This is a genomic window from Streptomyces adustus (genome assembly GCF_009377175.1).
In the GTDB taxonomy this organism is placed as follows: Bacteria; Actinomycetota; Actinomycetes; order Streptomycetales; family Streptomycetaceae; genus Streptomyces; species Streptomyces adustus.
Map to the genome: position 1 here is coordinate 1 of NZ_VJZD01000288.1, position 11488 is coordinate 11488.

General features: G+C 72.6%; 10 protein-coding genes. 6 read left to right on the top strand and 4 right to left on the bottom strand.

Translation table 11 applies throughout. The features are described 5' to 3' along the window. Positions 1 to 279 precede the first annotated feature (279 nt). A complete protein-coding gene (locus FNH09_RS40105; protein ID WP_152894797.1) occupies positions 280 to 1161 on the top strand; it encodes a S1 family peptidase in 882 nt (293 codons plus the stop codon). A 25-nt stretch (positions 1162 to 1186) separates the two neighbouring features. On the opposite strand, the gene FNH09_RS40110 is transcribed toward FNH09_RS40105, so the two are convergent. Together FNH09_RS40110 and FNH09_RS40115 are read right to left on the bottom strand one after the other, a co-directional pair. Continuing rightward, positions 1187 to 2797: an amidohydrolase family protein gene (locus tag FNH09_RS40110; protein ID WP_162469809.1), complete on the bottom strand. Its 1611-nt coding sequence runs from the start codon at positions 2795 to 2797 to the stop codon at positions 1187 to 1189. Positions 2798 to 2834: 37 nt separating this feature from the next. Further along, complete coding sequence (locus FNH09_RS40115) at positions 2835 to 4100, bottom strand: amino acid deaminase (RefSeq protein WP_152894798.1); 1266 nt, start codon at positions 4098 to 4100, stop codon at positions 2835 to 2837. Between the two features lie 133 nt (positions 4101 to 4233). On the opposite strand from FNH09_RS40115, the gene FNH09_RS40120 reads away from it, so the two are divergent. The 4 genes from FNH09_RS40120 to FNH09_RS40135 all read left to right on the top strand — a co-directional run bounded on the left by FNH09_RS40120 (position 4234) and on the right by FNH09_RS40135 (position 7420). Further along, entirely contained in the window at positions 4234 to 5337 is a 1104-nt protein-coding gene (locus tag FNH09_RS40120; RefSeq protein WP_338017832.1) for a sugar kinase, read from the top strand. Further along, entirely contained in the window at positions 5334 to 6098 is a 765-nt protein-coding gene (locus tag FNH09_RS40125) for an IclR family transcriptional regulator (protein ID WP_152894800.1), read from the top strand. Before FNH09_RS40120 ends, FNH09_RS40125 begins: the two co-directional genes overlap by 4 nt. Before the next feature lie 31 nt (positions 6099 to 6129). Beyond that, complete coding sequence (locus tag FNH09_RS40130) at positions 6130 to 6540, top strand: RidA family protein (protein WP_152894801.1); 411 nt, start codon at positions 6130 to 6132, stop codon at positions 6538 to 6540. Between the two features lie 85 nt (positions 6541 to 6625). Next, on the top strand, positions 6626 to 7420 hold the full coding sequence (locus FNH09_RS40135) for a hypothetical protein (RefSeq protein WP_162469810.1): 795 nt from the start codon (positions 6626 to 6628) through the stop codon (positions 7418 to 7420). 79 nt (positions 7421 to 7499) lie between these two features. Here the strand turns inward: FNH09_RS40135 and FNH09_RS40140 are convergent, their stop codons facing one another. After that, positions 7500 to 8855 (bottom strand): M14 family metallopeptidase, encoded by a 1356-nt coding sequence (locus FNH09_RS40140; protein ID WP_152894803.1) that lies wholly within the window; start codon positions 8853 to 8855, stop codon positions 7500 to 7502. A gap of 309 nt (positions 8856 to 9164) precedes the next feature. Between FNH09_RS40140 and FNH09_RS40145 the strand changes: the two genes are divergently transcribed. After that, positions 9165 to 10073, top strand: coding sequence for an MEDS domain-containing protein (locus FNH09_RS40145; RefSeq protein WP_152894804.1), 909 nt, complete (start codon positions 9165 to 9167; stop codon positions 10071 to 10073). A 31-nt stretch (positions 10074 to 10104) separates the two neighbouring features. Here FNH09_RS40145 and FNH09_RS40150 read toward each other — a convergent pair whose 3' ends face one another. After that, complete coding sequence (locus tag FNH09_RS40150) at positions 10105 to 11400, bottom strand: hypothetical protein (RefSeq protein ID WP_152894805.1); 1296 nt, start codon at positions 11398 to 11400, stop codon at positions 10105 to 10107. Positions 11401 to 11488: the final 88 nt, after the last annotated feature.

The window sequence follows — 11488 nt, forward strand, 5'->3', positions numbered from 1 at the left end:
CCGCCACCCCGACCCCCTCGGTGAGCGCCTCGACCGGTAACGGCCATGGCCACGGCCACGGCCACGGCGGCGGGTGGGGCTGACCGCCTCGCCGATGATGCCCCGTCGGTAGCGCCCCGCCGGCGCCGCCAGGCCCGGATCCGGCCGTCCCGGCCGAAAAGGACTCGTTGTTCACGCGCCCCTCTGTCATCACAATGTGCCTGCCGCCGCAATGTGCATGACAAAACAGTGGTGGCCGGAAGATCTCCGGTCGCCTCCGTCGCAAGAGGGGACCCCCACATGAGAAAGCCTCTCGTCGCCGCGCTCTTCGCCCTGGTGATCGCCGGGGCGGGCGCGGCACCCGCGGTCGCCGCCCCCGCACCCGAGGCGCCCGCGTCCGTCAGCAGCGCCGCCGCCTCGACACGGACCGCCGCAGCCCCCACGCTCCAGGCCGTCACGTTCGCAGGCACCGTCTCGCTGAGCAACTGTTCCGGTTCGGTCATCCGCTTCCCGAACTCCGCGTCCACCGACCCGGCGCTGGTACTCACCAACGGCCACTGCCTGGAGACCGGCTTCCCGGAGCCCGGCGAGGTGATCGTCGGCCAGTCGTCCAGCCGCACCTTCGGCCTGCTCAACTCCGCGGGCACCAGGGTGGCGACCCTGCGGGCCAGCAAGGTCGCGTACTCGACGATGACGGACACCGACATCACGATCTACCAGCTCACCAGCACCTACGCGACGATCCTGAGCAACTACGGCATCAGCCCGCTCACCCTCGCCGACACCCACCCGGTCGCCGGCACCGCCATCACCGTCGCCTCCGGGTACTGGAAGCGGTACTACAGCTGCAACATCGACGGGTTCGTGTACCGCCTGAAGGAGGGCGACTGGACCTGGAAGGACTCGGTCCGCTACACCTCCGCCTGCCAGACGATCGGCGGCACCTCCGGCTCCCCGGTCATCGACCAGTCCACCAACAAGGTGGTCGCGGTCAACAACACGGGCAACGAGGACGGCGCGACCTGCACGGAGAACAACCCCTGCGAGGTCGACGCGAGCGGCAACGTGACCGTCCGCAAGGGCATCAACTACGCGCAGGAGACCTACCAGATCCCGGCCTGCTTCACGACCGGCAACCAGCTCAACCTGAGCGCGAGCGCGTGCACCCTGCCCAAGCCGTAGCCGCGGCCGGCTGAGCGGCGGGCGGTCACCGGGGAGTCCTGCGGACCGCCCGCCCCGCCAGTACGTCCGTCCGGCGCCCGTCCTCGATCACGAAGCGGCCGTCGACCAGGACGTACGGGATGCCCGTCGGCGGCGTGCGCGGCGCGTCGTACGTCGCGCCCGCCGCGACGGTCGCCGGGTCGAACAGCACCAGGTCGGCCCGGTACCCCTCGCGGACCAGCCCGCGGTCCGGCAGCCGCAGCCGGGCCGCCGGGCGCCCGGTGAGGTGGGCGACGCACTCCTCCAGCGACAGCACCCCCAGCTCCCGTGCGTAGTGCCCGAGATAGCGCGGGAAGGTGCCGTACGCCCGCGGGTGCGGCCTGGCACCCGTCAGGATGCCGTCCGAGCCGCCGGTGTGGACGCGGTGCCGCATGATCGCCCGGACGTTCTCCTCGTGCCCCACGTGCTGGAGGATCGTCGGCCCCAGCCGGTCCGCGAGGAGCAGCCGGCGGGCGGTGGCCCAGGGGTCCTCCCCGCGCAGCCGCGCCGACGCCAGGACCGTACGGCCGACGAAGTCGCCCAGCGCCGGGTCGGCGACCCCCGAGATCTCGACCGTGTCCCAGTCGACGGGCACGCCGTGGCAGCCGTCCGCGCCGGTCACCTCCAGGTCGTGCCGGATCCGCTCGGCGCTCGCGTCGTCCGCCAGCCGCCGCAGCAGCTCCTCGGGGCCGCCCTCGCCCGCCCAGCTCGGCAGCAGCGCCGCCAGGGTCGTGCAGCCGGGGGTGTAGGGGTAGCTGTCGAGGGTGAGGTCGGCGCCGCAGGCCAGCGCCTCGTCCAGCAGCGCCAGCAGCTCGGGCGCCCGCCCCTCGTTCACGCCGAAGTTCATGGTGGCGTGGGTGAGATGCAGCGCGCAGCCGGCCTCCCGGGCCAGGTCCACCATCTCCGCGTACGCCTCCAGCGCCCCGGCCCCGTAGGAGCGGTGGTGCGGGGCGTAGTAGCCGCCGTAGCGCGCCACCACCCGGCACAGCTCGGCCAGTTCGGCGTTCCCGGCGTACAGGCCGGGGGTGTAGGTGAGCCCGGAGGAGAGACCGACCGCGCCCTGCTCCAGGCCCTCGGCGACCAGCCGTCGCATCCGCTCCAGCTCACCGGGCGTGGCCGGGCGGTCCTCCCAGCCGACGACGAGCGCGCGGACCGTGCCCTGGGGCACGAGATAGGCCGCGTTCACGGCGATGCCCCGGTCCAGCCGGTCGAGGTACTCGCCCACCGACCGCCAGTCGAGGTCGAGGTCGTCGCCGTAGCCGTTCCAGCCGGTGATCGCCCGGCGCACCTCGTCGAGCGTGCGGTCGTCGACGGGGGCGTACGACAGGCCGTCCTGGCCGATCACCTCCAGCGTGACGCCCTGCGCGGCCTTCGCCGAGTGGTCGGGGTCGCGCAGCAGCGCCAGGTCGCTGTGGGCGTGCATGTCGATGAAGCCGGGGGACAGCACGAGCCCCTCGGCGTCCAGCTCCCGGCGCGCCCGGGGGCGCTGGCAGCCCGCCGCTGCGGCCTCCTTCACGATCGAGACGATCCTGCCGTCGTCCACGACCACATCGGCGCGGTAGGCGTCCGCGCCGGTGCCGTCCACGACGTCCGCGTCCCGGATGACGAGGTTCTCCACGCAGTCCCTCCCGGGGAGAAGTCGGTCACGAACCTGCTCAGAAGAACGTGCGGACGCAGTCGACGACCGTGCCGTCCGCCTCGGCGACCGGGATCAGCGGCCACTTGTCGAAGGACGTGCACGGGTGGGACAGCCCCAGGCCGACCCAGTCGCCGACCTCCAGATCCGCCTCGGGGCCCGTGCGCAGCCAGGCGTGCTGGTCGGACAGCGCGGTGACCTCGATGCCGGTGGCGGGCCGCTCGACGCCGTCCCTGCGCACCACCTGGGCGACGGGCAGGTCGAGGTCGTAGGCCGCGTCGCGCTTGCCCGCGTTGACGAAGGCCTGCTCGGCGGACGGACGCGAGACCACCTGGGTCCACAGCCGGAACGCGGGCTCCAGGGCGCCCTCCTCGGGGATCCGGTTGAAGGGGGTCAGCCTGCGGTAGTGACCGTCGTCGTGCGAGATGTAGGCGCCCGAGCGCAGCAACTTCAGCACGGGCGAGGAGAGCTCGGGGATCTCGGCGAACACCTCGGCGACCGCGTCGAACCAGGCGCTGCCGCCCGCGCTGACGACGATCTCGTCCACGCCGCCGAAGTGCCCCGCCTTGTCGAGGTCGACGGCCAGTGCCACCAGCCGGCGCAGCCAGGCGTGCACCCGCTCCGGGGTCGCCTGCGGCACCTCGCCCTCGTAGCCCGCCACCCCGGCCAGCCGCAGCTCCGGTACGGCCGCCACCGCGTCGGCGACCGCCGCGCACTCCGCCTCCGTACGGACGCCGGTACGCGCGCCCTCGCCGGCCGCCAGCTCCACCACCACGTCCACCGGCCGCGCCGCCCCCGCCAGCGCCGCGCCCATCAGCTCCACCCCGCGCACGGAGTCGACGTAGCAGAGCAGCCGGAAGGCGGGGTCGGCGGCCAGTTCCGCGGCGATCCAGCGCAGCGCGGCCGCGTCCACCAGCTCGTTGGCGAGGAAGACCCGCTCGACGCCGAACGCCCGCGCCACCCGCACCTGGTGCGGCACGGCCAGGGTGATGCCCCAGGCGCCGTGCTCGATCTGCCGCTGGAAGAGCTGGGGCGCCATGGTGGTCTTGCCGTGCGGGGCGAAGGCCAGCCCGTGCCGGGTCGCGTACGTCTCCATCAGCTTCAGGTTGTGCTCCAGCCGCTCGGCCGACAGGGCCAGGACCGGGGTGGCGAATCCGCCGGTGAACAGGTTGCGGCGCTGGGCGGCCAGCTCGCCGACGGTCAGCCCGTCCGCGTCGGGCGGGAAGCCCTTGAAACGGTGGTCGACGCGTTCCTCGGCCAGGCGGGCGAGCGCCTCGGTGCCCATGGAGCCTCCTGATCTGGTGCGTTGCACATTTTGCAACGATCGTTGCGTATATCGCTCACTGCTGTCTAACATCTCGGCCGACACGGGGTCAACGAAGCCGTCGTACCCCAGGGAGCGAGGAGTTACGACGATCGTGGCCGCCGCCGGACCCCGCAATGCCCCCGACGTGGTGGACGTCGTGGCGCTCGGCGAGTCCATGGTCACGTTCCTGCCCTCCCGGCCCGGCCGCCTCGCCGACGTCCCCTCCTTCGACCGCGCCATCGGCGGCGCCGAGTCGAACGTGGTCTGCGCGCTGGCGGCCGCGGGCCACTCCGCGCGCTGGGTCGGCCGGGTCGGCGCCGACGGGTTCGGCGACCATCTGGTCGAGGCGATCGGCTCCCACGGCGTCGACGTCACCTCCGTACGGCGCGACCCGGCGCGTCCCACCGGCGTCTACTTCCGCACGGCTCAGGACCGGGCGACCGACGCGCACGAGGTGGCCTACTACCGGGCCGGTTCCGCCGCCTCGGCGATGTCCGCGCACAACGTCGACCTGCGCGCGGTACGCGCCGCACGGGTGCTGCACCTGACCGGGATCACCGCGGCCCTCTCCGGCGACTGCCGCGGTCTGCTGCGCGAGCTGACCGCCCGCCGGCCTGCGGCGGACCCGGGCCCGCTGGTCTCCTTCGACGTCAACCACCGGCCCGTACTGTGGCGGGACGCCGACGGGCCGCGGGTGCTGCGGGAACTGGCCCAGGACGCCGACATCGTGTTCGTCGGGGAGGACGAGGCACGGGAGCTGTGGGGCCTGGAGGGCCCCGAGGCCGTCCGCGCCGCGTTCCCCGGCCCCGCCGTCCTCGTCGTCAAACAGGGCGACCGGGGGGCCACCGCCTTCGCCGAGGACGCGGGCGCGCCGGGCGACGGGAACGACCGCGAGAGGACCGGCCGGGGCGCCGGGCTGTTCGTTCCCGCGCCGCGGGTCGACGTCGTGGCCGCGGTCGGCGCCGGTGACGCCTTCGCCGCCGGATTCCTTTCCGCCACCCTGCGCGCACTGCCCGTCCGCGACCGGCTCCGCCACGGCCACCTCATGGCCGCCGCCGCCCTCACCGCCCCGGGCGACCTCGCCGTCCCCCCGACCCGCGACCACGCCGACCGCCTCGCCGCCCTCGACGACACCGGGTGGGGGAGACTTCGACTCGGACCCGGCTGGACCACCCAGGACGCACCCCGGGCGCCGGAGGAGGCACGCACCCCATGAGCCAGACCGTCGACCGCGCGCTGAGCATCCTGCCGCTGCTCGCGGAGGGCCCCGCCGACCTCGGACAGGTCGCCGACCGGCTCGGCGTCCACAAGTCCACCGCCCTGCGCCTGCTGCGCACCCTGCACGAGCACGGGCTCGTCTATCGCCAGTCCGACCAGCGCTACCGCCTCGGCGCCCGCCTCTTCGCGCTCGCCCAGGAGGCGATGGAGAACCTCGACATCCGCGAGATCGCCCACCCCCACCTGGTCCGGCTGAACGAGGACTGCGGGCACACCGTCCACCTCGCCGTGTACGAGGACGACGAGGTCCTCTACATCGACAAGGTGGAGAGCCGCTACCCCGTGCGCATGTACTCACGGATCGGCAAGCCGGTGGCGCCGACCGTCGCCGCGGTGGCGAAACTGCTGCTGGCCGACCTGCCCGAGGCCGAGCGCCGCGCCCTCGCGGAGAGGCTCGACTACCCCCAGTACACGGCCCGTTCGACCCTCAACGCCACCGCGTTCCTGCGGGAGCTGGAGCAGGCGCGCGAACGGGGCTGGGCCACCGACCTCGGCGGCCACGAGGAGTCCATCAACTGCGTCGCGGCGCCCATCCGCGGCGCCGACGGCCGCGTGGTCGCCGCGATGTCGATCTCCGCGCCCAACGTCGTCGTCACCGCCGAAGAACTCCTCACCCTGCTCCCGCTGGTGCGCCGTACGGCCGACGAGATCAGCGGCGAGTACTCCGGCAGAGCGCCCGTGCCGCACCCATCCGTATGACCGACCGCCCCCCTGTGACGAAGGACCGTTGATGACGGACAAGATCGCCCTCACCCCGAAGACCCACAGCACCCCGCCCGCGCGTTTCTCGCACGGTGTCAGGAAGGGCAACATCCTCCAGGTCGCCGGCCAGGTCGGCTTCCTCCCCGCCGAGGAGGGCAAGCCGCCCACGCCCGCCGGACCCACGCTGCGCGAACAGACCCTCCAGACCCTCGCCAACGTCCAGGCGGTCCTTCAGGAGGGCGGCGCGAGCTGGGAGGACGCGATGATGATCCGGGTCTATCTGACGGACGTCGACCACTTCGCCGAGATGAACCAGATCTACAACACGTACTTCGAGGAGCAGGGCCTCACCCGGCCGCCCGCGGCCCGTACGACGGTCTACGTCGGTCTGCCGGCCGGCCTGCTCGTCGAGATCGACGCCCTCGCCGTGCTCGACTGAGCGCCGGGGACCCCCAGAGCATCTTCGTATAACGAAGTTGGGGGCTGACTGTGTCCGGCACAGGATCGTCGACCATACTGCCCGCGTGGAGCAGCGCATAGGTTCGAGCAGCCAGCCCCTGGAGGGCGAGCCGTTGAAGGGCGCCGGATTCGACCCGGCCTTCATCCCCGGGCTCACGTCACCCCTGTCCACTCAGCCGGGCGTCACCGGTTCGAAGGACACCGGACCGCGGGACGCCGAGCCGGAGGACGAGCCGGCGGACACCGCGCCCGAGGAGAGCGCGCCCGAGGAGAGCGCGCCCGAGGAGAGCGCGCCGGAGGAGGCCGCGGACGTCACGGACGTCGAGGCGGAGGCCTCTTCGGACGCGACCGGGGCCCCCGAGGAGGAACCGGCCGTCGACGGCCCGGTCTTCGAGGCGGCCGACCGACGCGCGCGGATCGTCGCCGACGCCCAGGGCATCCGCCTGAGCCTCGACGACCAGGCGTGCGAGTTCCGTTGGGACGAGATCGGGGCGGTGGAGACCGAGACCGCGCGCTTCGGCAAGCGGTTCACCGTCACGGTCCACACGCCCGACCGCCGCTGGTTCCCGATCGAGATCGAGGCGAAGGCCAGGGCGAGTTTCAAGGAGTGGGAGACCGAGCTGGACGCGGTCCTCGACGCCTACTTCGAGGACGGCGACCCCGAGAAGGCCGACGCGGTCGAGGCGGCCGAGGAAGCCGAAGCGGTGTCCGAGTCCGAGTCCGAGTCCGCCAAGGACAAGGCCGACGAGGGCAAGACCGAAGCCGACAAGACCGAAGCCGACAAGGCCGAAGCCGACAAGGTCGAGGACACCGACGGCGACGACGTCAAGAAGGACGAGTCCGCCGCGACGAAGTCCTGAAGTCCCGAAGTCCCGAAGTCCTGAGCGGATCCGGTGAGGTCCGGTCCGGTGTCGTACCGGACCGGACCCCGCGGAGCGCTCAGCCGCAGTACTGCGCTTCCTTCCCGATCGACCGGTACATACAGTCCGCGTTCTCCAGCAGTTGGAGCACCGCGTCCCGGTTGCGCGAGGTCTCCCGCTCGATCACCTCGTCGGGCGGGTAGAAGCCGCCGGCGGAGCTCGACGTCGGGTACATCTCGAAGGTGAAGTCGAAGATCTTCTGGGTGCCCCAGAGATAGTCGTCGATCGTGCCGTCGGTGATGTACAGATCACTGGACTGCTCGGCGGTGTAGCCGTTGCTGGCGGCCATCTTCTGCCCGACGGCCTTGAACGCGGCTGCGTCGTCCGCGCTCATCCCGGTGGCCGTGTCGTTGTACGTGTACCCGAACGGCCACAGCACCAGCTCGCTGTACGTGTGGAAGTCGATCCCGGCGGTGATCTGCTGCTTCCCGCCGACGATCCGGCTGCGTACGAAGTCGGCGACGACCTTCACCTCGGGCGCGGACTCGCCCGACGCGCCGCGGTAGGTCTCCGAGGAGGCCGACCCCGAAGAGCCGCCGCAGCAGCCCCACTTGTAGTTCCAGTTGCGGTTGAGGTCCGTACCGACGTACGAGGAACCGGAGTTGGGCTGACGGTTCTTGCGCCAGGAGCGGTAGGAGCCGGACGCGATGTCGTACTCGCCGCCGTCCGGGTTGAGGTCCGGCACGATCCAGATCTCGCGGTTGTTCACCATGTTGGTGATGCGGGAGTCGGAGCCGTAGCCCGCGCCGAGTTCACGCAGCAGGTACAGGGCCATCTCCACCGTGAGGTGTTCGCGGGCGTGCTGGTGGAAGGTGAGGAGCACCTCCGGCTCGGACTCGTCGGTGGCCACGTTGTCGCTGACCTTGATGGCGACGATGTCGCGGCCCTGGTACGACTTCCCGATCACGCGCTTGCTCATGATGTTCGGGTAGGCGGCCAGGCGCTGGTCGATCTCCGCCGTCATCTCGGCGTAGTTGTGGTACTTCGAGTCGGCGGTGGGGAAGTCGTAGAGCCGGAGGTTGCCGGCCGAGGAGCGGTCGGGTGCCGAGCCCAGCGGGGAGACGTCGTAGCCCTGCCGCCTCAGTTTGCCGATCTGGTCCGCGCGGCCGGAGACGACGACGCTCTCCGCGTCGGCCTCGTCGATGCTCACGCCGGCCGCGGCGATGGCGGTGCGCACGGCCGGGGTGCTGTGCCCGACGTGCACCTCGTACTGGCGGATGTCGTCGGGGGAGGGGGCCGTGGTGCGGGCGCTGTCGGCGGTGGCGGAGGTGGTCGTGGCCGCCACCGGCGCGGCGAGCGCGAGGGCCATCAGGGCGGCGAGCGCGGCGCCGTGCCTGCCGCTCCGGGCGCCCGGGCCGCGTAGGCGAAGTCGCATGAGATCTCCTTGTTTCTCCAGGTGTTCCGGGGTCGCCGGAAGTGGGGGTGGAGCCAGGGGGGTGGTCAGTGCGACGTGCTGGTGCGGGTGTGCCGCCATCGTCGGCTCATGTCATGACCGGGTCAAGAGTGGGCCAAGAATCGAGGGCGTGAACCAGCCGGGAGGAAGCCGCGCAGTGTACGCGGGACCGGGTCCTGTGACGCGGTCCCCGGCAAAGTGCACCCGAGGGTGTGATCGGCACGTGCATAGGTGTGGGGCGCGCGGCGAGAGTGGGACGTCCGCGCAAGGGGAGTCCAGCACGGGGGACCCATGAGCCGTACCCGACCCGCCGCCCCGGGGCCGTTCGACCACCGTATGGCGGTCTTCGGCTCGGACGACGACTTCGTCGCCGCCGCCCGTCCCTTCCTCGCCGAGGGCCTGTGCGCCCCGGGCGAACCGCCGCCCGTGGTGATCGCCGCCCCGGACAACCTGGAGGTGCTGCGCGACACCCTCGGCGGCGACGCGCGCGAGGTCGGCTTCATCGAGCACACCGACTGGTACACCGGCTCCGCGGCCAACGCCGTCGCGCAGAGCGCCGGTTACCTCGCCTCCCACGCCGGGCCGGGCGGCCGTGTCCACCTGCTGATGGAGCCGGTGTGGGGCGGCCGGGCCGGGCGCTCGGTGCGCGAGAGCGCCGAGTGGATCCGCTACGAGGCGCTCACCAACCTCGTCTTCGCGCCGATGGCGACGACCGTCCTGTGCGCCTACGACACCCGTACCGCCGGATCCGCCGTGATCGCCGCGGCCCGGCGCGCCCACCCCGACACCGAGGTCTACGTGGACCCCGTACGGCTGGCCGCCGAGCTCGACGCCGTACCGCTGCCGCCGCCCTCGCCGGACGCGCGGCGGCTGCGCGGAGGCGTGGCCAAGGGCGCCGTACGCGCCTGGGCCAGCGGCCGCGGACTGCCGCACGTGGACGCGGAGCTGTTCGCCGAGGCCGTCACCGAGGCCGCCGCCCTGGGGCCGGTCACCGGCGCCCTGCTGTGGGGCGAGGCGCCCGTCTGTGTCGCCGAACTGAGCCTGGCCCGCCGGGTCGACGACCCGCTGGCCGGCTTCGTACCGCCCTCCGCCACCGGACTCGAACCCGGCCAGGGGCTGTGGTTCGCCCGGCAGGTGTGCGCCTACGTCGACGTCCGCGACGACGGCACGGGCGCGACCGTACGACTCCAGTACGCCTGAGGCCCACCGGAGCCGTCGAGAGGCCGTCCGGTCAGCCCAGCTTGCGCCACTTCGGGCTGAGGGCGATGTTCCGGAGCTGCTTCATCGTCAGGGCGGGGGTCGCCCGGGTGGCGGCGGTCCGCTGGCTGGCGGAGTTGAAGCCGCTGATCACCACCCGCAGGCCGTCGGTCCGCAGGGTGTCCACCGTCCACATCACGACCCCCGAGCCGCCCTTCTCGCCCGGCCCCTGACGGGAGGTGACGAGCGTGCCGTCGGACAGGGTCTCCGCGCCCCCGAACAGCTCTCCGGCGAGGTCCGACATGCCGGGCTGCACATTGATCTGGACGTAGCTGCGGCCCTTGCCGTCGTCGAGGACGAGGTAGGCGAACTCGGTGTTGTCCGCGCTCTTCGTGACCACCTTCATCCCCTTGGGAAGCAGCCCGGTGAGGGTGCGGACGATCGCCTTGCCGTCAGCCTCCGGAGTGCCGGGATCGGCCGGCTCCTGCGGAACGGGCTGGGTGTCGGCGATCTCGCGCCACTCCTTCGCGGCCGCCAGCTCCGTCAGCCGGGCCACGGAGAGCGCGGGCTCCGGGCGGGTGACGGGGGAGCCCTTCTCGGCCGCCGCGTTCCACTCCTGCACGGAGACGTGCTGCCCCGACGGGGTGATCAGGTCCGCGGACCACATCTTCGTGTCCTCGCGCTTGTCGGGGTACTCGTACCCCTTCAGGACCATGAGGACGGAGTCGTCCGCGAGGTGCGTCGTCGTGCAGGCGTCGAACGGGGTGAAGACCTTGTCCGGGCACTGGGTCGCCTGCCGCGCCTGCTGGCCGCCCGGCCGCACCCGGTCCACCCCGACGGAGATGGCCGAGGCGCCCTTGCCGTCGTCGAAGACGACCTGCGCGGACGGCGGATACGGGCTGTCCGTACCGCGCCCGTCCTGCCCGCTGAACGTGCCCCCGGGGAGCAGCTTCTCCAGCGTGCGGATCATGTCGTCGCGGGAGAAGGCCGCGGACGGGGACCCGGACGCGGACCTGGACGTGGACGTGGACTTGGACTCGGCCGGACGGGGCTGGGAGGCCACCGCCGCCGGCTCGGCGGCGGGGCCGCCGCCCCACGGCCCCAGCAGCGCGCCGCCCACACCCACCAGCGCGACCGCGGCCGCGCCGCCCACCACGGCGGTCCTGCGCAGCAGCTGCCGCCGCCGGCCGCGGGCCGCGCCACCGGCCGCGAGCGCGGCCCGGTCGGTGTCGAAGGTGCTGCCGGTCTGCTGGAGGGCGGCGGAGAGCCGGTCCTCGAAGGGGTCGCCGACGGGAACGCCGGACCGGTCGTCGTACGGGTCCACGGGCATGACGAACCACCTATTCCGCGAGGTCTGGGGTGAAGTGGGAGATGACGGTCGGAGCAGTCGGGGAAGCGGGGGCGGTGGGGGGAGGGAG

Coding starts and splice junctions, on each gene's coding strand:
- FNH09_RS40145 (WP_152894804.1), top strand. CDS start 9,165: ATGAGCCGTACCCGACCCGCCGCCCCGGGGCCGTTCGACCACCGTATG.
- FNH09_RS40150 (WP_152894805.1), bottom strand. CDS start 11,400: ATGCCCGTGGACCCGTACGACGACCGGTCCGGCGTTCCCGTCGGCGAC.
- FNH09_RS40130 (WP_152894801.1), top strand. CDS start 6,130: ATGACGGACAAGATCGCCCTCACCCCGAAGACCCACAGCACCCCGCCC.
- FNH09_RS40125 (WP_152894800.1), top strand. CDS start 5,334: ATGAGCCAGACCGTCGACCGCGCGCTGAGCATCCTGCCGCTGCTCGCG.
- FNH09_RS40105 (WP_152894797.1), top strand. CDS start 280: ATGAGAAAGCCTCTCGTCGCCGCGCTCTTCGCCCTGGTGATCGCCGGG.
- FNH09_RS40115 (WP_152894798.1), bottom strand. CDS start 4,100: ATGGGCACCGAGGCGCTCGCCCGCCTGGCCGAGGAACGCGTCGACCAC.
- FNH09_RS40140 (WP_152894803.1), bottom strand. CDS start 8,855: ATGCGACTTCGCCTACGCGGCCCGGGCGCCCGGAGCGGCAGGCACGGC.